The 23,487-nt window shown below is 66.4% G+C and carries 20 protein-coding genes and 2 pseudogenes; 11 read left to right on the top strand and 11 right to left on the bottom strand.

The window, feature by feature from the left end:
• Both AC1DBQ_RS01020 and AC1DBQ_RS01025 read right to left on the bottom strand, forming a co-directional pair.
• Positions 1-1,557 (bottom strand): vWA domain-containing protein (locus AC1DBQ_RS01020; RefSeq protein WP_476926714.1); only part of this gene is annotated, 1,557 nt, incomplete at its 3' end.
• Between the two features lie 25 nt (positions 1,558-1,582).
• Complete coding sequence (locus AC1DBQ_RS01025; protein ID WP_476926715.1) at positions 1,583-2,971, bottom strand: sigma 54-interacting transcriptional regulator; 1,389 nt, start codon at positions 2,969-2,971, stop codon at positions 1,583-1,585.
• Between the two features lie 146 nt (positions 2,972-3,117).
• Here AC1DBQ_RS01025 and AC1DBQ_RS01030 point away from each other — a divergent pair, with 146 nt between their 5' ends.
• The 9 genes and pseudogenes from AC1DBQ_RS01030 (at position 3,118) to AC1DBQ_RS01070 (ending at position 11,809) form a co-directional block, all read left to right on the top strand.
• On the top strand, positions 3,118-3,795 hold the full coding sequence (locus tag AC1DBQ_RS01030; protein WP_476926716.1) for an MSMEG_4193 family putative phosphomutase: 678 nt from the start codon (positions 3,118-3,120) through the stop codon (positions 3,793-3,795).
• Between the two features lie 46 nt (positions 3,796-3,841).
• A pseudogene (locus AC1DBQ_RS01035) lies at positions 3,842-4,540 on the top strand (SCO1664 family protein); the annotation flags it as partial.
• Between the two features lie 162 nt (positions 4,541-4,702).
• Complete coding sequence (locus AC1DBQ_RS01040; protein WP_476926717.1) at positions 4,703-5,722, top strand: VOC family protein; 1,020 nt, start codon at positions 4,703-4,705, stop codon at positions 5,720-5,722.
• Between the two features lie 7 nt (positions 5,723-5,729).
• Entirely contained in the window at positions 5,730-6,692 is a 963-nt protein-coding gene (locus AC1DBQ_RS01045; protein WP_476926718.1) for a fumarylacetoacetate hydrolase family protein, read from the top strand.
• Positions 6,689-7,750, top strand: a complete 1,062-nt coding sequence (locus AC1DBQ_RS01050) for a cyclase family protein (protein ID WP_476926719.1) — start codon at positions 6,689-6,691, stop codon at positions 7,748-7,750. The genes AC1DBQ_RS01045 and AC1DBQ_RS01050 overlap by 4 nt, the downstream gene beginning before the upstream one ends.
• A 75-nt stretch (positions 7,751-7,825) precedes the next feature.
• Positions 7,826-8,950, top strand: a complete 1,125-nt coding sequence (locus tag AC1DBQ_RS01055) for an FAD-dependent oxidoreductase (protein WP_476926720.1) — start codon at positions 7,826-7,828, stop codon at positions 8,948-8,950.
• Positions 8,947-10,020: an amidohydrolase family protein gene (locus tag AC1DBQ_RS01060; RefSeq protein WP_476926721.1), complete on the top strand. Its 1,074-nt coding sequence runs from the start codon at positions 8,947-8,949 to the stop codon at positions 10,018-10,020. The genes AC1DBQ_RS01055 and AC1DBQ_RS01060 overlap by 4 nt, the downstream gene beginning before the upstream one ends.
• Positions 10,021-10,032: 12 nt before the next feature.
• Positions 10,033-11,031 (top strand): annotated as a pseudogene (locus AC1DBQ_RS01065) (fumarylacetoacetate hydrolase family protein).
• 1 nt (position 11,032) lies between these two features.
• Entirely contained in the window at positions 11,033-11,809 is a 777-nt protein-coding gene (locus tag AC1DBQ_RS01070; RefSeq protein WP_476926722.1) for an SDR family NAD(P)-dependent oxidoreductase, read from the top strand.
• A gap of 19 nt (positions 11,810-11,828) precedes the next feature.
• On the opposite strand, the gene AC1DBQ_RS01075 is transcribed toward AC1DBQ_RS01070, so the two are convergent.
• The 4 genes from AC1DBQ_RS01075 to AC1DBQ_RS01090 form a co-directional block, all read right to left on the bottom strand.
• Complete coding sequence (locus AC1DBQ_RS01075) at positions 11,829-12,611, bottom strand: SDR family NAD(P)-dependent oxidoreductase (RefSeq protein ID WP_476926723.1); 783 nt, start codon at positions 12,609-12,611, stop codon at positions 11,829-11,831.
• Between the two features lie 73 nt (positions 12,612-12,684).
• Complete coding sequence (locus AC1DBQ_RS01080; RefSeq protein WP_476926783.1) at positions 12,685-13,647, bottom strand: LysR family transcriptional regulator; 963 nt, start codon at positions 13,645-13,647, stop codon at positions 12,685-12,687.
• Positions 13,648-13,722: 75 nt separating this feature from the next.
• Positions 13,723-15,300 carry a GMC oxidoreductase gene (locus AC1DBQ_RS01085; protein WP_476926724.1) on the bottom strand — a complete coding sequence of 526 codons (1,578 nt, stop codon included), beginning with the start codon at positions 15,298-15,300 and terminating at the stop codon, positions 13,723-13,725.
• A gap of 16 nt (positions 15,301-15,316) precedes the next feature.
• Positions 15,317-16,813: an MFS transporter gene (locus AC1DBQ_RS01090; protein WP_476926725.1), complete on the bottom strand. Its 1,497-nt coding sequence runs from the start codon at positions 16,811-16,813 to the stop codon at positions 15,317-15,319.
• A gap of 539 nt (positions 16,814-17,352) precedes the next feature.
• Here AC1DBQ_RS01090 and AC1DBQ_RS01095 point away from each other — a divergent pair.
• A complete protein-coding gene (locus AC1DBQ_RS01095) occupies positions 17,353-18,615 on the top strand; it encodes an ROK family protein (RefSeq protein WP_476926726.1) in 1,263 nt (420 codons plus the stop codon).
• Positions 18,616-18,644: 29 nt separating this feature from the next.
• Here AC1DBQ_RS01095 and AC1DBQ_RS01100 read toward each other — a convergent pair whose 3' ends face one another.
• Positions 18,645-19,061: a C-glycoside deglycosidase beta subunit domain-containing protein gene (locus AC1DBQ_RS01100; RefSeq protein WP_476926727.1), complete on the bottom strand. Its 417-nt coding sequence runs from the start codon at positions 19,059-19,061 to the stop codon at positions 18,645-18,647.
• Positions 19,062-19,281: 220 nt separating this feature from the next.
• Here AC1DBQ_RS01100 and AC1DBQ_RS01105 point away from each other — a divergent pair, with 220 nt between their 5' ends.
• Positions 19,282-19,722, top strand: a complete 441-nt coding sequence (locus tag AC1DBQ_RS01105) for a hypothetical protein (protein ID WP_476926728.1) — start codon at positions 19,282-19,284, stop codon at positions 19,720-19,722.
• Between the two features lie 75 nt (positions 19,723-19,797).
• On the opposite strand, the gene AC1DBQ_RS01110 is transcribed toward AC1DBQ_RS01105, so the two are convergent.
• The 4 genes from AC1DBQ_RS01110 to AC1DBQ_RS01125 are packed head-to-tail and all read right to left on the bottom strand — an operon-like array spanning position 19,798 to position 23,486.
• Positions 19,798-20,802 carry a sugar phosphate isomerase/epimerase family protein gene (locus AC1DBQ_RS01110; protein WP_476926729.1) on the bottom strand — a complete coding sequence of 335 codons (1,005 nt, stop codon included), beginning with the start codon at positions 20,800-20,802 and terminating at the stop codon, positions 19,798-19,800.
• 13 nt (positions 20,803-20,815) lie between these two features.
• Positions 20,816-22,018, bottom strand: a complete 1,203-nt coding sequence (locus tag AC1DBQ_RS01115) for a Gfo/Idh/MocA family protein (protein WP_476926730.1) — start codon at positions 22,016-22,018, stop codon at positions 20,816-20,818.
• On the bottom strand, positions 22,015-22,413 hold the full coding sequence (locus tag AC1DBQ_RS01120; RefSeq protein WP_476926784.1) for a C-glycoside deglycosidase beta subunit domain-containing protein: 399 nt from the start codon (positions 22,411-22,413) through the stop codon (positions 22,015-22,017). The genes AC1DBQ_RS01115 and AC1DBQ_RS01120 overlap by 4 nt, the downstream gene beginning before the upstream one ends.
• Positions 22,414-22,421: 8 nt before the next feature.
• On the bottom strand, positions 22,422-23,486 hold the full coding sequence (locus AC1DBQ_RS01125) for a sugar phosphate isomerase/epimerase family protein (RefSeq protein WP_476926731.1): 1,065 nt from the start codon (positions 23,484-23,486) through the stop codon (positions 22,422-22,424).
• Between the last annotated feature and the right edge of the window lies 1 nt (position 23,487).

The raw sequence follows: 23,487 nt of genomic DNA on the forward strand, positions 1-23,487 counted from the left end.
CCGCGGAACTTGGTGGACACGAGGTGGTGCAGGGCCGCGGAACTTGGTGGACACGAGGTGGTGCAGGGCGAGCGCGGTCCGTTTCATCGGCACCCAGCGCCCCTCGGCGGCCATCGAAAAGGACACGTCCACCAGCAGGGCGACGGCGGCCTGGGTGCGGGCCTCGGTTTCCGACACCTCGATGTCGTCCACGGCCAGGCGCAGGCCGTGGCGCGGGTCGCCGCCGTCGGCGATGGTGCGGCGGATCGCGTTGGTGATGGTCCGGGTGACGTCCCACGGTTCGGCGTCGCCGAACTCCCATGGCCGGCTGGAGCCGGTCTGCTCCCCAGCCGCCCCGGAAACGCGGGTGTCCCGGCGGCCCTGCCGGCCGGAGAGCTGCTTGGCGGTGTCCCGCAGCAGCGATCTTCCGAGCCGCCGCATGGCCTGCGGGGAGAGCTTTAGGTCGCCGTCGGCGCCGCGCTGCAGGAAGCCGCCGTCGTGCATGGCCCGCTCGATCTCCGCCAGGGTCCGGGCGGACACCGCCGCGTCCTGTCCCAGCTGGCGGGCGAGCGCGTCCAGGTCCAGGTCATCCAGGCGGGAGCCGTTGTAGGACTGGGAGAGCTGTTCGGCCAACTCGTCCAGTTCGGCGAGGTCCTGCAGCACGCCGGTGCCGTCGCCGAGTCGCAGCCCCTCTTCGCCGTTGAACTGTTCGGAGCCGGACCAGTCCTCGCCGGGGCGCAGGGCCTGCAGGTTCGCGTCGAGTTGGCCCAGCTGTGCCATAAGCTCCGGCGAGCCGAATGCCTGGGCCGAAAGCTGCGTCAGTTCCTCGCGCTGCTCGGCGGACATGGAGCGCAGCATCCGCTGGGCGGCGGCCGCGCGCTCGGCGAGCGCGTCGATCAGCTCCTCGACCGACTGCGGGTTCTCCGGGAAGAACTGGCCGTGCTTGGCCATGAAGTCCTGGAAGTCCGCGTCCGTGTCCTCGCCGCGGCGGTGCTTGTCGAGGAGCTCGTTGAGGTCGCCCAGCATCTGCGCGACGGCGGCGCGGTCCTCCTCGGTGGCGCCCTCGAGCGCCTGCTTCATGCCGGCGAAGCGCTKGTCCAGGATCTCGCGGCCCAGCAGGTCCTTGATCTGCTCGTAGGCCTCCCGGGCTGTGCTGGACTGCCAGTCGTAGGAGGCGAGTTCGTTGACCGCCGCGGCCGTGGACTTAGGGAGGTTCTGCAGCTGCATCTCGCGGAAGGCGCGGTCCGTGTCGTCCATCCGGACGTCGCGGGCCAGCTGTTTGCGTTCCTCCAGCACCGCAGTCTCCAGCAGTTTCTGCACTTCGTTGAGGGTGCCGTCCAGCTTGTGTTGGCCCAGGAGGTCCTTGCGCCGTTGCTGGACGCGCCCGGCGAGCTCGTCCAGCCCTTCCCGGTTCCGGCCGCCGCGGCGCAGGTATTCCTGCAGGGCGTGCCGGGGCGAGTAGCCGGCCATGACGTCCTCGGCGACGGCGTCCAGCGCTTCCGCCAGGTCCACCGGCGGCGCGAGCGGATCGGGCCCGCCCGCGTAGCGGCTATAGCGGGACCGGTGGTGAGCGGTCATGGGCCCTCCTTAGCCGTAACGGCGCCTAACCGTAAACCGTCGCCTCGTCGTCGGAATCCTTGGAGATCCGCCGGGCGAGGTAGAGGCCTTCCAGCGCAAGTTCGACGGCGGCGGCGCGCTGTCCGTCGTTGGTTGCGCCCAGCCGATCCCCGATCTCGTCGTAGAGGCTTGATCCGTTGAGCGACGGGAGGTTCTCAAGGAACTCCCGCGCCGTGACCAGCTCCCCGGTGGTCACCGTGGTGTGGCCGTCGAGGGCGGCCACGAGTGGACCCATATCGATGCCGTGGAAGTGCGCCCGGACGGCCTCGGCGGTGGCCATCCGCAGCAGGTGGTCCAGGATGTCCTGTTCCCGGCCTTCCTCGCCCGACTCGAACTCGATCTTCCCTCCGAGGACCTCCACTGCCGCGTCCAGGTCGATGATCCGGGCGACGGCTTCGTCCTCGCCGCGGACGCTGGCCCGGCGCAGGGCGGCCGCGGGGACCGTTTCGGCACCGGCGATCGCGAACCGMGCGGACACCCCCGAGGTCTGGTTGATCGCCGGGGACTGCCGCAGCGCCCGGGTGTAGCGGGCCAGGATCTCGAGGATGACGGGCGGGACACCGGCCACCAKGTGCCCCTCCTGCCGGATKACGGCCACCTCGTCGTCGAGCTCGATCGGGTAATGGGTGCGGATCTCGGCGCCGAAGCGGTCCCGCAGCGGCGTGATGATCCGTCCGCGGTTCGTATAGTCCTCCGGGTTGGCGGACGCGACGACGAGGACGTCCAGCGGCAGCCGCAGCACGTAGCCGCGGATCTGGATATCGCGTTCCTCCATCACGTTGAGCATCGAGACCTGGATCCGCTMGGCGAGGTCGGGGAGCTCGTTGATGGCGATGATGCCGCGGTTGGAGCGCGGGACCAGACCATAGTGGATGGTTTCCGGGTCCCCGAGACGCCGCCCCTCGGCCACCCGCATCGGGTCGACGTCGCCGATCAGGTCGGCGACGGAGGTGTCCGGCGTCGCAAGMTTCTCAACGTACCGTTCCGAGCGGTGGCGCCACGCCACCCGGAGCCGGTCCCCTTCGGTGAGGGCGAGGGCGCGGGAGTGCTCGGTGATGGGTTCGTACGGGTGTTCKTTCAGTTCCGAGTCCTCGATCACCGGCGACCACTCGTCCAGCAGCCCGGCCAGGGTGCGCAGGAGCCGCGTCTTGCCCTGTCCCCGTTCGCCGAGCAGGACGACGTCGTGGCCGGCGAGCAGGGCGCGCTCAAGCTGGGGCAGGACGGTCCGGCTGAACCCGTACATCCCGGGCCAGGGATTGCGGCCGGCGGCGAGCGCGGCGAGCAGGTTGTCGCGGATTTCGCGGCGCAGGTCCTTGTGAACGTGGCCGGAGGCACGCAGTTCACCAACAGTGAAGATATCGGGGCGATCACTCACTCCTCCACCGTAGACCTGTACCCGGCGGGGAATCGAGGGATTCTTTGAGATTCCTGAGCTTTGGGCCCGAGTGCGGCATACCGCTCTGCGCCTCCCCCTTCCCTCGCAAGCTCGGGCKGGGCCCCTGGCGCTACGCTTAGATCTTGATGACTGCAGCAACGCCGCCGGCATCGCCGGCACCCGTCACTTCACCTGAGCGGCAGGGCACGCTCCTGCTACTGGTGCGCCATGGGGAGACGCCGACGACGGGCACGGTGCTGCCGGGCCGCGCCCCCGGACTGCATCTCTCCGACCGCGGGCGGGCCCAGGCCGAACGGGTCGCGGACCGGCTCGCGGGCTTGTCCGTCAGCGCCGTCTATTCCTCGCCGCTGGAGCGCGCCTGCGAGACGGCGGAGCCGACGGCGGCACGAACGGGACTGGACGTGAAGCACGACGACGGGCTGCTCGAATGCGACTTCGGCGACTGGACCGGATCTGCGATCGCCGACTTGGCGGCCCTGCCGGAATGGCAGACCGTCCAGCACAGCCCGTCCGCCTTCCGCTTCCCGGACGGCGAGAGCTTTCCGGAGATGCAGGCGCGGATCGTCGGCGCGATGGAGGCACTGCGTGCAGCCCACGCCGACGGCGTGGTCGTGTGCTTCTCCCACGCCGATCCCATCAAGGCCGCGGTCGCCCACGCCCTCGGCACGCCCCTGGACCTCTTCCAGCGCATCGTCATCAGCCCGGGCTCGGTGTCGGCCATCTCGTTTGTGGAGGGTCAGGCACCCGCCGTGCTCATGGTGAATTCGACGGCAGAACCTCTCAGCGGGCTGAGGCCGCAGTGAATTCGGGACAGCGTGCATTGGGACCTTCGGTGAAACGGGGCAGACGGTGTCCGGCCGGGAGCTGACCCTGCTCGCCGAGGGCCGCATCGAGCTGCTCGGACGCATCCCGCGCAGCAGCAACGAGACGTTCCTGGTCCAGGTCTCCTGCGGGGACGACGCCGCGTATGCGGTCTACAAGCCGGAGGCCGGGGAACAGCCGCTGTCCGATTTCGAGCCCGGGCTCTACAAACGGGAACGCGCCGCCTACCTGCTGAGCGAATCCCTGGCGTGGGGACTCGTGCCGCCGACGGTGATTCGCGAGGACGCCCCCTTGGGGATCGGGTCGGTGCAGTGGTTCATCGAGTGCGACTTCCAGGAGCATTACTTCACGCTGTACGAAGACGCCCCCGAGACCCACCGCGAGCTGGCCCGGATCGCCCTATTCKACTACGTCGCCAACAACACGGACCGCAAAAGCGGCCACGTGCTCCGCGGCCACAACGGACGGGTGTGGGGTATCGACCACGGGCTGTGCTTCTCCGCGGCGTTCAAACTACGCACCGTGATCTGGGACTTCGCCGGTGAACCGATCCCCGGCGCCCTGCTCGAGGACATCGCTCCGCTCGCAGAGGCAACACCCCCCGGGGTGGCCGAGCTCCTCGATGACGACGAGGTCACCGCCCTCCAGCACCGTGTGCAGCGCCTGCTGCATGCACGGGTCCTGCCGGTTGACCGCACCGGCATGCGTTACCCCTGGCCGCTTGTGTASGTGGCTGCTTCCGGAACGCGCGGATCGAGGGTCATTTCAACTATCTGCCATACAAATACGTGGCATCAGGAAACGACCCTTCACCGAATAGCTCCGGTGCTTCAGTCTGGTTACTAGACCCGCTGGTCCCGTCCAGCAGCAACAAAGAAGGACTTCAACGTGGAAACTCCCCTCTCCCATCTTGCCCACCTCGAGATCACCACCCCGGACGTCGAAGCCTCGGCACCGTTCTATGAGGAAAAGTTCGGCATGCGCATCATCGACCGGGTAAACGGCAACGTCTACCTGCGCTGCTGGGGCGACTACTACCGCTACAGCCTGGTCATCACCGAAGGACCGGAAGCCTCCCTGGGCCGGATGGCCTGGCGCACCAACTCCCAGGCAGCCCTCGAAGCAGCAGCCCGGGGCGTCGAAGCAACCGGAGTCCAGGGCAGCTGGACCGCCGGCGGCCACGGCTACGGCAAGGCGTACGAATTCACGGGCCCCTACGGCCACCACATGCGCCTGTTCTACGACGTGGATAAGTTCGTCGCCGAAGCCGGCTTCGAGTCCACCTACCCTGACCGGCCGGAACGCCGCAGCAGCCACGCCGCCGCTCCCCGATTCCTGGACCACGTCACCGTTGCCACGTCGGACGTCCGCGGCTTCGCCAAGTGGTACAACGAGGCCCTCGGCTTCCGCGTCATGGCATTCGTGGACCTGGACGAGGCCCCCATCACCGTCTTCTCCGTGCTCACCACCAACGAAAAATCCCACGACCTCGGCGTTGTCCTGGACACCTCCAACCGCCCCGGCCGCGTCAACCACATCGCCTTCTGGGTTGACGCCATCGAGGACCTGCTCCGCACCGCGGACGTCATGATGGAAAACGGCACCCCGATGGAATACGGTCCCTCCATTCACGGCGTGGGTGAGCAGAACTTCCTCTACTTCMGCGAGCCGTCAGGCCTGCGCGTGGAGCTCAACTCCGGCGGCTACCGCAACTACGTCCCGGACTGGGAGGCCAACACCTGGAAGCCCTCCGAAGGTTCCAACAACTTCTACAAGAACGGCGCCATGCCGCACTCCATGACCGAATCATTCCCTCCCGCCGAAGGCTTCACCGCCACCGAAGAGGGCGCCTCGCCCGAGATGAAGGAAGCCCTCCTGAACCCCTACGCCAAGCAGGKACGGGGCTAACGGCGCCATGGCTGAAGCTACGTATTCTTTGATCCGATTTCAGGAACCGGGTGACACCAAGGCCCGGGCAGGCATGCTGGTGGGCGGACGTGTCGTGCCGCTGAATGAGGAGATCAATTCCATCATTGAGCACTGGGACACCACGGAGTGCCAACTGGATGCCATCGCCGCTTCCGCCGCTGAGCGTACTGGCCTGGCAGCGGCCGACGTGGAGCTCCTTGCCCCGGTGGAGCCGGTCCAGGTCCTCCAKACCGGCGCCAACTACCGCAAGCACGTGATCGACCTCGCCGCAGCGCACCGCGGCCAGGGCGAGGACGAGGAAGAAGTGCGCGCCAAGACGGCGGCMATGATGGATCAGCGGGCAGGGCAGGGCACGCCGTACTTCTTCATCGGGCTGCCGACGGCGATCGCGTCCGCGACGGAGGACCTCACCCTGCCGTCCTATTCCAAGTCCCATGACTGGGAGCTGGAACTTGCAGCGGTCATCGGCAGGACGGCCTTCCGGGTCACCCCCGAGGAAGCCCTGGAGTACGTGTTCGGCTACACCATGGTCAACGACATCACCACCCGGGAGTACGTTTTCCGCAAGGACATGCCTGCCATCGGCTCGGACTGGTACCGGGCCAAGAACGCCCCCGGCTTCCTGCCGACCRGACCCCTGCTGGTGCCGGCAAAGTTCTTCGGCGACCCGCAGGACGTCCAGGTGACACTGAAGCTCAACGGCAAGGCCATGCAGGACGAATCCACCCGGGACATGATCTTCGGGGTGGCCAAGCTGGTCAGCGAGGCCTCCCAGATCATGCCGCTGCGCCCCGGCGACCTGGTCCTGACCGGGAGTCCCGCCGGCAACGGACAGCACTGGGGCCGGTTGCTCCAGGACGGCGACGTCATGGAAGGCACCATCACCGGGCTGGGCACCCAGCTGATCCGCTGCAGGGACGAAGCGCAAACTGAAGGCAGCCAGCCGTGACCGCCCAGGAAACCGCCCCCATCAGCAGGGCCGGCATCACCACCGGCGCCGTGGAATCAGCTACCACCGATTCACCGGTGATCCGGCGTGAGGACCCTCTTGGCAGCATCCGCGCCATGGCTGCAGCCCACAACAATTGGGGCCGCTGGGGCGCAGACGACGTTCTGGGGACCTTGAACTTCATCGACGCGGCCAAKCGCATCGAAGCAGCAGCCCTGGTGAAGACGGGCGAGGCCTTCTCGCTGTCCCAGCCTTTCGACACCAACGGACCGCAGAAGGGCTGGCGCCGCCGCACCAACCCCGTGCACACCATGACCGACACCGGCGTGGACGCCGAACGCGGCAACCAGGGATTCCCGCACGGCTTCGGCGGAGCAGACGACGTCGTTGCCATGCCGTTGCAGTGCTCCACGCAGTGGGACGGCCTGGGCCACATTTTCGACCAAGGCAAGGCTTGGAATGGCCGTGCTGCCGGGGACGTGGTCACCTCTGAAGGTGACCTGGTGACCGGGATCGAAACCGCTGCGGCGAAGATCGTGACCCGGGGTGTGTTGCTGGACGTTGGCCGCGCGCTCGGACCCGAGGTGGGCCGGAGCGACGGCGAGTTGCCGGACGGTTTCGCCATCACCCCGGAGCACCTCCAGCGGACCATTGAACTGCAGGGACCCAGCTCCAGAGTAGGCCGGGGCGACATCGTGGTAATCCGCACCGGGCAGCACGCCCGGGTCCGTCGCGAGGGCTGGGGCGATTACGCCGGCGGCTCAGCCCCCGGGCTGTCCTTCAGCACCGCGCCGTGGCTGCACCGCAGCGAAATCGCCGGAATCGCCACCGACACCTGGGGCTTCGAGGTCCGTCCCAACGAGTTTGAGGGCGCATTCCAGCCACTCCACCAGATCGCCATTCCGAATCTCGGGCTGTTCCTGGGTGAAATGTGGGACCCGGACGGCCTGGCGGAAGCGTGCGCGGCGGACGGAAGGTATGACTTCCTGCTCACCGCCGCACCGCTTCCCATCACCGGGGCCGTGGGGTCACCCGTCAACCCGATCGCCGTCCGGTAATCGCGGTCCGGTAGCTTTCAGTACAACAGCAACACAACCACCAGCAGTTACGCCGTCAATACAAAGGAGTCAGCGATGGCAGCAGTACAGAACGTCGGAATCGTCGGGGCGGGAGCCGCGGGACTGACCGCAGCCATCCTGCTGGCCGACGCCGGAATCCACGTGGAAGTCCTGGAGAAGGCGGAAGCCCCGCAGACCCTCGGATCGGGAATCACGCTGCAGGGCAACGCTTTACGGATCTTCCGCCAGCTCGGCGTCTGGGAGCAGATCGAGGCGAAAGGCTACGCGTTCAGCACCCTCGGCCTGCGCGCCCCGAACCCCGACGGCACCGTCATCGCGGTCCTCGAGGACATCCGGACCGGCGGCGAGGACCTCCCCGCCACGCTGGGAATGTACCGTCCCGACCTGACTGCGATCCTCCGCGAACGGGCTGAGCAGGCAGGTGCACGGATCAGCTATGGCAAGACCGTTACCGGAATAACGGACGACGGCGGTTCCGTCACCGTCAGCATCGCCGACGGCGGCACCSCACGCTACGACCTCCTGATTGGCGCAGACGGCCTGCACTCCGCTGTCCGCAAGGCCATCGGTATCGACGTCGAACCCCAGCCCACCGGCATGGGTATCTGGCGCGCGTTCGTGGAGCGGCCAGAGGCCGTGGTCCGCACCGACCTGACCTACGGCGGCCCCTGCTTCATCGCCGGCTACTGCCCCACCGGCCCGGACACCATCTACGCCTACCTCGTAGAGAAAGCCCAGGAGCGCAAGCACGAAGACGGCCCCCGCATCATGACCGAACTCGCGGCGGCCTACGGCGGCCCCTGGAACGAAATCCGCGCGAGCCTGGACCAGAGCGCCCGCATCAACTACACGTGGTTCACCACCCACCTGGTMGACGGGCCGTGGAACCGCGGCCGCACCGTCATCATCGGCGACGCCGCCCACAGCTGCCCGCCCACGGTGGCACAAGGTGCTGCCATGGCCCTGGAAGACGCCGCCGTGCTGGCCGAGCTGCTGATACAGGCCGACGACCTCACGGAGACCCTGTGGAAGGAGTTCACCGACCGCCGCCTGGACCGGGCAAAGGCGGTGGTCAGCGCCTCCGTCCAGCTGGGCCAGTGGATGCTCGACGGCGTTCGGGACGCCGACGTGCCCGGCCTGATGCACTCGCTGTCCACCTTGCTCAGGGAACCCGCATGAGCGCCCACTCTGCTGAAACGCCCACGGTGGACGTACACGCCCACATCCTGCTTCCGGCCCTGCAGCAATTGGTGGCCGAAGCTGATCCCGAGGGATTCGGCGCCCAGCAGGCCTTGGAAGTGCGGCGCAACGGACCGGAGTCCATGGCCGCTTCGGGCCGGATGATCAAGGAGCGGTGGCCGCAGCTGACGGACCTGGACCGCCGGCTGGCGGACATGGACGCCCAAGGCGTGGACGCCCAGCTGGTCTCGCCGTCCCCGTCGCACTTCTACTACTTCGCCGGCGAGGATCTGGCCCTGCAGGTGGCCAGGTCCGCCAACCAGGCGGTGCTGGAGTTCGTGGGCCGCGCTCCGGAGCGGCTGAACGGGCTCGGTCTCGTGCCGCTCCAGCACCCCGCCCTGATGGTGGAAGCGCTGGAACACGCTGTGCTGGAGTGCGGGCTGCTTGGCGTGGAAATCGGCTCGTTTGCCGCTACTCCCGGCGACCCGKAACGCAGCTCCGTTGAACTTTCCGACCCCCGTCTGGAACCGTTCTGGACCCGTGCCGAGGAGCTGGGGGCCGTGGTGTTCCTGCACCCGTTCGGCTGCTCGCTGGACGAACGGCTGGACCGCTTCTACCTCGCCAACACCGTCTCCCAGCCCGCAGAAAACGCKGTGGCCCTGTCCCACCTGATCTTCAGCGGTGTCCTGGACCGGCACCCGGACCTCAAGGTCATCGCCGCGCACGGCGGCGGCTACCTCCCGACCACTCTGGGCCGCTCCGACCATGCCTGGCGGGTCCGGCCGGAGGCACACGGCTGCGCCCAGCCGCCGTCGTCATATCTGAAGAAGCTGTACTTCGATTCGCTGGTCCACAGCGCTGCTGAACTGCGCGCCTTTGTGGCCGCCGCTGGCCCGGAACGGGTGCTGCTCGGCTCGGACTACCCGTTCGACATGGGCTCCGACCTCCCCGTGGCAGGGGTAGCCGAGGCATTGCTTCCTCCCGAGGACGAGGCCAAAGTGCTGGCCGGCAACGCTGCCGCCCTGGGCATCACGCCCGCTTCAATCCTTACCGCCCGCCGCACAGCCTAAGGAAGAATTTTCATGGTCAAGATTGCACGCTGGAACCACGACGGCGGGACGCAGTCCGGCTTCGTGGACAACGGAACCTGCTACGCCCTGCCCAAAGGMCAGGGCGTCCAGGCCCTGCTGGACACCTGACTGGACGAAACACTGAGTCTTGCCCGGCAAGTCATCGGCTCTGGCCCTGCCGTTCCCCTGGCCGACGTGCAGCTGCTCGCCCCACTGCTGCCCGCCACCATCAGGGACTTTGTGGCCTTCGAGGAACACGTCGAAGGCGTGCGGAAAAGCATCGACGGCGTGGCAGGCGTGGTGCCCGAGTGGTACGAGGCACCCACCTTCTACTTCACAAACCCCCACACGGTGACCGGYACCGGTGAGGTGATCGGTATTCCTGCCGGCTGCGACGACCTGGACTTTGAAACGGAAGTCGCCGCCGTCGTCGGGCGTGTCCCCGGCAGCAACGGCAGGAACCTGACCGCGACGGAGGCGCACCGGCACATTTTCGGCTACACCGTCCTCAACGACTGGTCGGCGCGCGACTTGCAGCGCCGGGAGATGAAAGTCAGCCTAGGGCCGTGCAAAGGCAAGGACTTCGCCAACACGCTGGGGCCCTGGATTGTCACCGCCGATGAGTTCGAGGACCTGCACGACGCCGAGGGGTTCCTGCCGATCTCCATGGCCGTGGAAGTCAACGGCGAAACCATCKGCCAGGACCTGCTGTCCAATATGGGCTGGCCCTTCGCCGAGCTGGTGGCGTACGCCTCGCAGGATTCCGTGGTGCGCCCGGGCGATGTACTGGGCTCCGGCACGTGCGGCAGCGGTTGCCTCGCGGAGCTCTGGGGGCGAAACGGCTCACAGACTCCCCCGCCGCTGAAGTCCGGCGACGTGGTCCGCATGACAGTGGAAGGCATCGGCAGCATCGAGAACACGGTGGGTGAACGCCGCAACGCCGGGACCCGTGTGCGTGCCCGGCAGCGTCCGCGCAACCGGGTTGCCTCCGCGGTTATTTCCGGGACTTAGGGTGGTCTCCCTTCAGCTCGATGGCCGGACTGTGGTGGTCACCGGCGCGGGCCAGGGCCAGGGCGCTGCGGAGGCGCGCATGCTGGTGGAGGCCGGGGCCCGTGTCATCGCCACAGACCTCGCCGCGGACATGCCGGCTGGGCTGGCCGTCGTGTCATCGACGTCGACCGGTGCGCTCGTGTACCGGCAGCTGAACGTCAGCGATGCMTCCGGCTGGTCCGATCTCGCTCAATGGATCCGGTCCCAGGGATGGCAGGTGAACGGGCTCGTCAACAATGCAGGCATCACCCAGCGCAGCCGGTTGCTGGATGCCTCGGTGGCTGACCTGCAGAACGTCTACGAGGTGAACGTTGCCGGAGTCCTGCTCGGCATCCAGACCCTCGCGCCGCTGATGGCCAGCGCGGCATCCATTGTTAATGTCGGTTCCGTCGCAGGCCTGACAGCGCACTATCCGGTGGCCTACACCGCCAGTAAATGGGCACTGCGGGGGCTCTCTCAGGTGGCTGCCATGGAACTTGGCCCCCGGGGAATCAGGGTCAATTCCGTCCACCCTGGCTTCATCGAGACGCCCATGACGGCGGGCGCCAAGGCCGAGTTCAGGAAGGCGACCATGGCCGAGACCCCGCTGGGGCGCACTGGAAGCGTGGAGGAGGTGGCCGGCGTCGTGTTGTTCCTCCTCAGCCCGCTCTCTTCGTTCGTGACCGGTGCCGAGATCCCCGTGGACGGCGGCCAGTCAGGCCACGGCGGAGCAAAGTCTGTCTCCGACGCCATGCGCTAGCCCTGCAGCACGCTCCCAATTAGCCCGGCAGCACCGCCGACCAACCACCATCGACCATCAAGTTGGCACCCGTCACGTAGGACGCTTCCTCGGAGGCAAGGAACAGCGCACATTTGGCCACTTCCTCCGGCGAGCCAATCCGGCCCAGCGGGATGCTGCCGGCGATGGAACGCATGGGGTGGTCGGCGGCCAGGAGGTTGCCCTCGGTGGCTGCAGTGCGGATCATTCCGGGGCTGACAGCATTGACGCGCAGTCCATGCGGAGCCCCTTCGGCCGCGAGTTGCCTGGTCATGGCCACGACGGCTCCCTTTGTGGCGGTGTGGGCCAGCCGGCCGTTGGTCATGGATCCGGTAACTCCTGCCGTGGATCCCACCAGCACGATGGCGGCGTTCTGCGCCCGGATCAGTTGTGGCCAGAAGTATTTGACMGGCAGGAACACCACGTCCATCTCGTGTTCAACATTCCACTTCCAGTCGGCAAACGTGAGCTGCTCCACCGGGGCGAAGCGGGTGACCGCCGCGTTTGCGTACAGGATGTGGATCTGGCCATGGTTTGCGGCTACGTCCTGCGCCCATGCCGCCACAGCGGCCTCGTCCGTGAGGTCTACCCGGCTGCTGCTCATCCGGCCCCCGGCTGCGGTGACCTKGCGGACGGTGGCTGCGGCGCCGGCGTCGTCCATGTCGCAGCCGACCACTAAGGCCCCTGCCTCAGCGAAGGCGAGCGCCGCCGCCCTGCCTTGGCCGCTGGCCGTTCCGGTGATGACGGCGGTTTTGCCGGCCAAGCGCTGKCTGGAGACAGGCATAGGGGGTCCCTTCTGAAAGTACATTTCTTCGACTTTCGCAGGGTTGGTCCGGACGGGGAATGGCGCTTTGGCTCTAGGTGGTATCCGCCGCATGGATAGTCACCGGGTGGGCGGTGACGGGGAAAAGTTCGTGCAGCCGCGAACAGGCCCGCTGGACCACCGAACGCAGCCAGACGCTGGCAGGGTCCTCCGTCTGGGACGGGTGCCAGTACATTGCTTCCACGAGGGACGCTTCAGCGTCGTMCGTGAACTCCAGCACAGCGATTTCCGCACCGCGCTGGGCCCGTGCTGCCAGCATTCCCGGGACCAGCGCCACAAGGTCTGTCCCTTCCACCAGGAGTGGCAGGGACAGGAACCCGGCCACCACAGCTGCCACGCGGCGCTGGATGCCCCGCGACTCGAACAGCTTGTCCGCCGGGGTGCTGATTCCCTCACCGAAATAGCCGACGGCGTGGGGAACAGTGGCCAGGTCCTCCAGGGTGAGCCGGGGCTGCTGGAGCAGGGGATTTCCGGAGTCAGCCACAGCCACGAAGCTGTCCCGGAAAAGCTGCTTGCTGGCTCCCTGCATGTGGTACCCCGTGGGCCCGACGAGAAGGTCGATTTTAGAGTAGTCGGCCATCTGGCCCTGGATCCCGGACTTGGCGGTGGGAACGAAATCTACAGACACGCCGGGGGCGGCCTCGCGCAGGATCCCCCGCAGGGGACCCACAATCAGCGCCGCCGCGTAGTCCGAGGCTGCGATGATGAATTCCCGCTCGCTCGTGGCGGGGTCGAACCCGGACCGTACACGCGTGGCCCGCTGGATGTGAAGCATGGCTTCATCAACCAGCGGGACCAGGGACTGCGCGAAGGGCGTGAGGTCATACGTTCGGCCGTTCCGCACCAGGAGTTGGTCGTCGAAATGGCGCCGGAGCCTGGCCATCGCGGCACTGGTGGCTGGCTGGCTGAGCTGGAGCCTTTCAGCCGCCCGGGAAACGTTCCGCAGCTCCAGCAGGACCTGCAGTTGCGGCAACAGGTTCAGGTCCAGGTTCTTCATACCCATAGGTTATCCGTGCTCCGAGCCTGGCCGTCTTAGCGGTCGGTGGCACCCGGCTTTCCAAGAGCTGTCCGTTCAGGCGCCCTCCGAACCAAGCTCTTGAGCAACTTTCCGGGCGCCGCGAACGGCGATGGCCACGCTCATCAGCGTGGGATTCATGGCCGTTGCCGTCGGAATGAGCGCGTTTCCGCCCACCACCAGGTTGTCGTAGCCCCACACGCGTGACCACGGATCCGCCACCGAGGTGCCGTCGTCGGTTTCACCCATGCGCATGGTGCCCTGGTAATGAAGGCTCGAGCCGTTCGGCATGAGGCGGGGCTCGGCAACGAAGGCGCCAAGGGCCTTGCCGGCACGCCGCAGCCGCTCAGTGGCCTCGGCGATTTCCGCTTCTTCCCGCTCTGTGAGCGCGTACTCGATGGTCATGTTGGGGAATCCCCGGTAGTCCGGTTCGTTGTCGTCGAAAGTGACGGCATCCTCGTAGCGCGGGTGCTTGCGCATGCCGTAGCCCATGTTGACGTAACCCCAGCGGTTCTCGGAGTAGGGGGTTCCCGGCTCCATCGGGAACGGAGTCGATTCAGAATACATCACCTGGACCGAGAAGGGGTGCTCGGGCTCGGAGAACGGGATGCGGTTCACTGCCGCAACAGGGTCTGCCRGGTTCAATGCGCGCCGGGCCAGTTCGGCGTCGAGGTCCTCCTCCGTGGCGAAGCGGCGCATCTTTTCGGCGTCCAGCGCCACCGTGGAGATGACCACGGGATGCTCGGTCAGGTAGTGGCCGAGCGCCTGCGGTCGCACGCCCGAAGCCCACAGGAGCTGCGGGGAGCGGAAGGCATCCCCCGCCACGACAACGGCGTCCGCGGCCACAAATGACGTCTCGCCCGTGCGCAGGTCCTGGACGGTGACCCCGCTAGCCCGGTGTCCGTCCAGCTCCACGCGGCGGACCAGGGTGAGGTCACGGAGTTCGAATTGCTTTGAGAGCGGGCTGTCCTTATCAAGGAGCGGGCCGAGGACGACGTCGGCGCCCGCCCAGCGCACGGAGCCGTCCGGTTGCGGGTCGCCGGCAACCGGAAGGGTGCCAACGCCGTACCCCTCCGGCAGTTCCGCGCCGAACTCTTCGTCAAGGAGTGACCTAATGGCTTCACMGACGGTGGAATCGGCGAACGCGGCACTGTGGACGTGCAGGAGCTCCTTTGCCTGGCCGATCAGCTCATCCCACTCCTCGTTGGCGATGAACGGAATCTTCTCGCTGAACGCCGGCGACGGCGTGGCGCAGGTCCAGTGCGCACCCTGGCCGCCGACGTTGGTGGCCGCAGCCGCCGCGGGAAAGCTTGAGGCGTAGGCGGAGCCTGCCCCACCGAAGTCGAGGAGGTGGGTGCCCTGGCGGGCCGTGAACATTCCCTCGGTGACAGTCCCGGCCGGGATGCCGAGCGATTCACGGTAGGCGCCGGCCTGCGGTCCCTGCGACATTTCCCGCGCACGGGCCTTTTCGGCGGGGTCAGGGATGTTGCGGACACTTTCGCCGGGAACGTCGGTMAGCTGCGGGCCGGCCTCGAACATGATCACCCGGGCACTTGGKACTTGCTCCAGGAGCACCCGTGCATAGGTGGAGCCGATGGGCCCGCTGCCGACAATGGCGATAGTGGGGTTGGACATGATGTCTCCTTTGAAATCAGGCCGAAAGGGATTMGGAAGGTGCGTGGGGAGCGGGAACGGGTTCGTCGGACAGGCGGCCATGCGGAAGCAKGACCGCTGCGACAATTCCCACGGCGTAGGTGGCCGCCAAGGCAATGAAGATGGGGGTGAAGACTGAGCCGTAGATGTGAGCGACGTTTGCCTGAACTTCCGGCGCCGCCCCGTGCACCAGGTGGGGGGTCAACGTGGAAGCGTCGAGGCCGGGCGGCAGGAGCGCCGCCACGCCGAAGCCGATCACCCCGCCGATGATCGCCGTCGCGACCGTTGAGCCCACCTGGCGCACCAGGTTGATGGTTGCGGTGATGGTGCCGGTCTGGCTGGCCGGCACCGCACCCTGCACCACCGCGACGATCAGGCTCATGAACGCTCCGGTGCCMATTCCAACAACCCCCATGACAATCATGGGAACCCACAGCGGAAGTCCGGCAGGCAGCAAGGCCATCACCGAAAGTCCGGCCGCTCCCAGAGAGGTTCCCAGGATCGGGAAGATGCGGTACCGCCCGGTCCGGGTGGCCAGCCATCCCGTGAGCAGGTTGCTGATCAGCATGCCGAACACTGTTGCGATGGGGACGAACCCGGACACTGTGGCGGTGGTCTGGTAGGCCATCTGGAAGTAAGTKGGCAGGTAGGCAGTGATGGAGAAAAGCCCGACGCCGATGATCGCCGATAAGGCGGTGCCTGCCGCAATCGTCCGGTTGGCGAAGACGTGGAGCGGCACGATGGGTTCGGGAGCCCGCCGCTCAATAAAGAAGAAGGCAACGAAGCCCAGGACGCTCACTGCAAGCGCCGCAGCGGTGCCATGGCCGGCGCTCCGTTCAGCAGCCCACGTGACGGCGAGCACGAGGGCCACCAGGGCCGTGGTGAAAACAGCCGCCCCGGCGACGTCGAAGTGGCGCGGCATGGGTCCCGGTTCCAGGTGCGGAACAGCGATCAATGCGAGGCCCAGGGCCGCTGCGCCGACCGGAATATTGATCCAGAAGACCCACGACCAGCCCCAGTAATCCGTGATGGCGCCGCCGAGTACGGGGCCAACGAGGATCGCAATAGGGAAAGCCGCACCAATGATGGCCATGTAGCGCGGCCGTTCCCGCTGCGTCGTGACCCGGGCAATGATGGTCTGGGACATCAACTGCAGGCCCGCTGAGCTCATCCCCTGCAGGACACGCGCCGCGATGAGCCACGCCATGTCCTGGGCAAGACCGCAGGCCAGGGAGGCGGCCAGGAACATGACCAGCGAACCCAGGAAGATCCGCCGCGCTCCGAGCACATCACCCAGCTTGCCGAGCACGGGCAGCAGCACGGTGCTGGCGAGGGTATAACCCACAACGACCCAGCTCATCAGTTTCAGTGCGCCCAACTCACCGGCAATGGTGGCCAGGGAAGTGGACACCACAGTGTGGTCAAGGGCTCCGAGGAAAGAGACCGTAAGGAGGGAGATAACAAGGAGACGGAGTCTCAAAGGCGAAAGTGGCATAGTGATCTACCCGAACGATCGGGCCGTCGACGCGACGTGTTGTGCCTCGGCCGCACCATCACGGACGAGAACGGGTCCCGAGGGAACCCCGGCGCCACTAGCCATGCTACCTCACTTTAGTCCAAAAAAAACAAAAGAATGCCCGAATTCGACATCATTCGCTTCAGGTGCCCCTTAGGGCCCAGGTGAGGGCGATGTCCTCGAGCAGCTCATCCAGGTCGGTGACGTGCCACCTCCACCATTGGGTMTTCAAGGAGGTCCGCGTCCMCCTCMGACCGGCGGGCGCCAAGCCTCTCCGCCAGCACCCGAGCGCGACCGCTGCCGGCATCGGCAATGTGCTGCACCGTGAATAGTTMCGCCAGCCCTCCCAGCGCCGGCAGGTGAAGGGCCGCGACGCCCGGCCCTGCTCCAAGAATCCCTGCTCCCCAAGGCATCGTTGCCTCCCTTCTTATGTTCTTATTATTCATAAGTAGGAAAAGTTTTGGCTATAGTCACATCAAGCCGCACCTTAGTCGCTCCAATGTGTGAGAATTGTTGCCATGACGACAGAMTCCACCCTCCGCTTTGGAGCACAGACGGATGAAGTAACGAGCCTCCTGCGGATCGTCAACCTGGTGCGTACGGGCGAGGCCACCACGCGCCMTGAAATCGGCAAGGTCACCGGCTTGGGCAGGGGCGTTGTCAGTCAGCGCGTGGATCAGGCCATCCAGATGGGCTTCCTCGGCGATGGCGAGTTCGGAGCCTCGTCCGGAGGCCGCGCCCCCCGGACCCTGCGTTTCCGCGCGGAGCGGGGACGCATCGTGATCTGCGCCCTCGGAGCAGCTCATATGAGGGTCGGCGTAGCGGCCCTCGACGGCGACATCCTGGAACACACGCACCGCCCATGGGACATCGCGCAGGGTCCGGAGAAGACCATCGAGGCGGCGATGTCCCTGATTGACGACATCCTGAAGAAAGACGACAAGGTGCCCGTCTGGGGTGTGGTGGTGGGGCTTCCCGGCCCGGTGGACTTCGCCTCGGGGCAGCCCGTGGCGCCTCCGATMATGCCGGGGTGGAACGGTTACGATGTCCGCGCGCCATTCGAGGAACGGTTCAACGCGCCGGTATGGGTAGATAACGACTCCAACCTGCTTGCCCTCGGCGAACGCGCCCGGCGGCGCGACTCCCTGGTGGACCTCATCTACTGCAAGATCGGCTCAGGAGTCGGAGCGGGCCTGCTGTCCAAGGGCAGGATTCACCGCGGTGCGAACGGGGCCGCCGGTGACATCGGACACGTCCGGGTTTCCGATTCCGACGCGCAGTGTCGCTGCGGCAAGATCGGCTGCCTGGAAGCTGTTGCCGGCGGCTGGGCCCTCGTCCGGGATGCCGAACAGGCCATCAAGGAAGGTGCCAGCAGCTCCCTGTCCCCGAAGGCGAACAAGGGAGCGCTGACCCTCGAGGACATCACCCTGGCAGYCCACGACGGGGACCCCCTGGCCATCACCCTCATCCAGAAGTCGGCACGGGTGGCAGGCGAGACGATTTCGGCCCTGGTGAACATGTTCAATCCAGGAGTCATCGTGATCGGCGGCGCCATCGCGTCCGCCGGTGAAGTGTTCCTGGCCGAGGTGCGCCAGCGGGTCTATGAACTGTCACTGCCGCTCGCCACCCGCGACCTTACTATCACGCTCTCGGTAAACGATGAGCGCGAACCGCTGCGCGGCGGAGCTGAACTGGCCCGCGAGCAGCTGTTCGACGTCACTTTCCCCCGCTGGTTCGCGGAGGGCCGGCCGTCCCCGGAACGGGCCCCTGTTCCCGCATAGGGTCCACTGCGCGGCCTGGGCATAGCCCCTCAGGCCACGTCGCGGGACACGCTGGGCACCGGCGCCCGGTCAGGATCCAGCAGTGCCTCCAGACGGAATGGCAGGAGCAGCRGCGAGCCGGGACGTGCCTGCAGGTAGGGCACCAGGAGCTGGAAGCCGACAGCCACGGCGTGTGCACCGCAGCGAAGTTCGCGTTTGCCGGCCAGGACCAGCCTGTCCTGCACAAACCACCAGCCGGACTCGGCCTGCAGTGAATCCGCCGGCACACTGCGGGCCCCCAGCACCACCGCCAACTCTCCAGGTGGCACCCGGACGCCGTCGACCTCAACTGCGAGGCCTGCCACGCTGGACAAGGGCATCGAGCGGATCCAGGGAAGACCCACCCGAAGCTCAAAGCCCCCCGGGGTGGCCGTCAGCGCATCTTCGCGCAAGGCGGTCTGCAACATGACTTCCATTCTTTATCMTAAAAGTGACATAAGCTTGTCATTAAGAAGCATAAATGGGAAGGCATGCTATGACCCCCGCAATTCCAAACAACTGGACCCTCTGCGCMAGCTCCTTCAATTGGACTCCGGAGGTCACGGCAGCGCGGCGGACGGCCCAGGACATTGTCACTGGCATCGCGGATTCCGTGACGAAGACAATAGAGCTCGAACCTGGACTGCTGTGGCGGTCTTTTCCCGCTCCCCAGGACCCACGGAACTCATGGTGCGGCTGGAGAAGGACTGGCGAGACCCCGCCACCCTCGACGCCTCKACAGCCCTGCTCCGCTCAGGGAAGGTTCCGCCGCACATCCATACCCTCTTCATGAACCTGCTCATCCGGTTCGGCCGCAGCGATGCCGCAGACCTTCAGGGCATCCTTCCGCTGGTGGGTGCCTTCCAACTGAAGTTMTGGGATCTGGACGACGACGGCGGCCGGGTTACACAGCCGCTGCGGGACCTTGGCAGCCTGCTCGGCAGGAACGGTTTCACAGGTACGCTGACCAGCGAGTGGGGCGGCCACGAGTGGCTCCAGGATGACCCCACGGAGATGACGCGCAGGCATCTGGCGCTGGCGGAGACTGCCCTGGCGGAGTCAGCGCCCGCCGCCCAGGCTGCGGTCTGATCACCACAAGACGAGCGCTGACACAGCGGAACGGCCAGCCCCCGAAGTACCTGGGACCGGCCGTTCTGCTGTGTGCTACTTGGTACTGAAAGCGGCGTCGAAGGCCGCTGCGGACGGTTCATAGCCGGACAGCCGGCGCACGAACGCAAGCGCTTCGGGGGCACCATCCAGCCGGTCCATGCCGGCATCCTCCCACTCCACGGACAGCGGGCCGCGGTAGTCGATGGCGTTCAGCATCCGGAACGCATCCTCCCATGGCACGTCGCCGTGGCCTGTGGAGATGAAGTCCCAGCCGCKGCGCGGATCAGCCCAGGGCAGGTGGGATGAGAGACGGCCGTTGCGGCCGTTGGCCAGCCGCTTCTTCGTGTCCTTKCAGTGCACGTGGTAGATGCGGTCCTTGAAGTCCCACAGAAACCCCACCGGGTCGATGTCCTGCCACACCATGTGGCTCGGGTCCCAGTTCAGGCCAAAGGCCTCGCGATGCCCGATCGCCTCCAGGGTACGCTGCGTTGTCCAGTAGTCATAGGCGATCTCGGACGGGTGCACCTCGTGGGCGAACCGGACGCCGCACTCGTCAAAGACGTCCAGGATGGGGTTCCACCGGTCCGCAAAGTCCTGGTAGCCGGCGTCGACCATCTTTTCGGAGGCGGGCGGGAACATCGCCACGTACTTCCAGATGGATGATCCCGTGAAGCCGGTTACCGTCTTCACGCCGAGCCTGGCGGCGAGCCGTGCGGTGTTCTTCAGTTMCTCGGCGGCACGGCGGCGGACCCCTTCGGGCTCGCCGTCGCCCCACACAACGTCAGGCAGGATGCCGCGGTGCCGTTCATCGATGGGGTCGTCACAGACTGCCTGGCCCTTGAGGTGGTTGGAGATGGTCCACACGTTGAGGCCGTGGCGTTCAAGGATGTCCAGCTTGCCCTGCACGTAGGCGTCGTCATCCCAGCGCCAGGGATCCAGGTGGTCACCCCAGCAGGCGATCTCCAGGCCGTCGTAGCCCMACTCGCCGGCGAGCCGGGCGACCTCCTCKAACGGCAGGTCGGCCCACTGGCCGGTAAACAGTGTGATTGGTCGAGCCATCTGTTCCCCCTCCTCAGCCGGCCAGCACGGGAACGCCGGCAGCGACGCGTGTCCAGGCGGAATCATTGTCGGAACTGCGCTCGACGGCGTCGAGCACCCGCTGCACCCTCAGCCCGTCAGCGAACGACGGGTGCGGGCTTGTGCCGCCCACGATGCCCTCCACGAGGTCCTTGACCTGGTGGGAGAAGCCGTGCTCGTAGCCGAGCATGTGACCCGCGGGCCACCACGCCGAAACGTAGGGGTGGTCCGCTTCCGTGACCAGGATCTTCCTGAAGCCCTGACGGTCCGCGGGTGCGGTGCGGTCGTAGAACCGGACGCTGTTAAGGTCCTCAAGGTCGAAGGCCAGGGCGCCCTTGTCGCCCGAAACCTCGATCTCCAGCGCGTTCTTGCGGCCGGTGGCAAAGCGTGAGGCTTCAAACGACGCCAGCGCCCCGGTTTCGAAGCGGCCGGTGAAGATGGCGATATCGTCCACGGTCACCTGGCCGTAGCCGGTCCCGGCAGTGCCGGACAGCCCAGTGCCGGACAGCCCGGAACTTGAGTTCAGGAGAGGCCGCTCCTTCACGATGGTGTCGATGACGCCGGACACCTTCGCCAGGTTTAGCCCGGTGACAAACTGGGCCAGGTCAATGGCATGGGCTCCGATGTCCCCCAGCGCCCCGGACCCGGCGTGTTCCTTCTGCAGACGCCAGGCCAGCGGCATTTCGGGGTCCACGAGCCAGTCCTGGCGGTAGGAGGCGCGCACGTGGTTGATCGTCCCCACGGCGCCTTCGGCGATGAGGTTGCGGAGGAACGTGACGGCTGGAACACGACGGTAGGTGAAACCCACCATGGCCCGGACGCCCCTGGCTGCCGCGCGCTCGGCAGCCGCGGCCATCGCTTCGGCTTCCGCCACCGTGTTGGCCAGCGGCTTTTCGCACAAGACGTGCTTCCCGGCCTCAAGCGCCGCGATCGCGATTTCGGCGTGGGAGTCACCGGGCGTGACGATGTCGACGACGTCGATATCGTCCCGCGCGATCACTTCCCGCCAGTCTGTGGCTGATTCTGCCCAGCCCCACTTTTGGGCGGCGGCAGCCACCGCTTCGGAGTTCCGGCCCACAACGACCGCCATTTCCGGCTCGGCCGGCAGGTCGAACACCCGCGGTGCCGTGCGCCAGCCCTGGGAGTGGGCGGCGCCCATGAAGCCATAGCCGATCATGGCCACACGCAGGGTGCTCATGCGAGCACTACCTTGCGCTCGACCGCCACGCGGTTGCCCACGTAGCGCATGGGTGCGATCTGCATGTAGAGCAGGCGCAGCGTGAGGATGACTTCGACGTCGATCTCCTCGCCGGCGTCGGGGACGCGGTCCAGCGGGATGATGACATCGGGCTTGTCTGCGACGAACCACAGGGTTTCCCATTGCTCCGGAAGCTCAGCTATGGAGTAGGACTTTCCCTGCAATTCGAAGCGGAGGGACGCTTGGGGAATCTCCGCGCCGTTGACTGTTGCGACGACGTCGTCGACGGCCGACAGCCAGAGGCTGCGGTACCAGGGCAGCTGCACCGACACGGCGATGCCCTCGGGGTGCCTGCGGACGTTGGTGTCCTGGAACAGGGAATTGTGAGTTGCTATGGCTTTCCTTACTTAACAGTCTCGACCAAGGTCGCGTGGGAGTCGGGTGCATTAGGGTCAACGGCCGCTTCAATGGCACGCCGCATCAGCGCGTGCTGCTTCTTGACGAGGTCGATCGGATCGGATTCGCCGAGATCCGCGAACGCGTGCCCCTCCCACTCGCTGGAGAGGTATCCCTGGTAGCCGCCTCTAACGAACTGGTGCACAATCCGGGCAATGTCCATCGCAGGTTCGTTGCCGTTCTCGTCAATGTCGTAGAACTTCGCGTGGACGTGGAAGATCTGCGGCATGATGTCCAGCCATTCCTCCGGTGGAACCAGGCCGTGCATGTTGAAGGCCAGCCGGGTGAACGGGCCGAGGCGTGCGGGATCGAAGTTGTTGGCGCTTAGGTAGTCCTCGAACTCTTGGTTACGTTCGTGCATGGGCAATGGTTTGCGCCAGATGTCCTGCATGACGGCGAAGTGCTCCTCGGGCAGTCCCATCTGCGTCAGGGTGCGGAACAGCGTCGGGGAAAGGCTGTGCATCGTGGAGCTGAAGTCTGCGGTGAAACCGAGCCGGTCGCTTCCCAGTTCCTCGTACATTTCCCGGATCTGCRGGATCTTGGGGTCATTCGGGCCCTKCGGCGCGTGGATTTCGTAGCCGAGCTTCTGGTCGTACTTCTCGGCCAGGGGAACCAGCCGGCGGAGTAGTTCCTTGCCGGCGGAGCGGATTACCACGCGGTGGAATCCGAGCTTGTTGGCGGTGCGCAGTTGCGCGGCGAAGAAGTCGTACTCCTCGTCCGGCGTCATGTCCCGGTCCTTGCGGCGGCCCATGTCCAGGTTGGTGCCGACGGCGCTGGGTGTCAGGCCGTAGCGGTCCATGCTGTCGCGCCAGAGGCGGATGAAGTCATCGTCCACGTCGGGGTAGGTTCGCAGCATCTGCGCGATGTTGAATTCGACGCCGGGGCCGAGGCCTTCGTCGGCAACAGCCTTGATCAGCGTCTCGGGCGTGTAAAGCCCCGCGGCGAACTCGGAGGTGAGTGAATAGAGGGTAATGCCTAGCTCGATACCCGAGCCTGCGATGCCTTCTGACATG

This window comes from Arthrobacter sp. 10T413_2, from assembly GCF_056394205.1.

What these genes read in the sequence shown, in the direction of transcription:
- AC1DBQ_RS01030 (WP_476926716.1), top strand. Translation starts at nt 3,118, where the DNA reads ATGACTGCAGCAACGCCGCCGGCATCGCCGGCACCCGTCACTTCACCT.
- AC1DBQ_RS01115 (WP_476926730.1), bottom strand. Translation starts at nt 22,018, where the DNA reads ATGAGCACCCTGCGTGTGGCCATGATCGGCTATGGCTTCATGGGCGCC.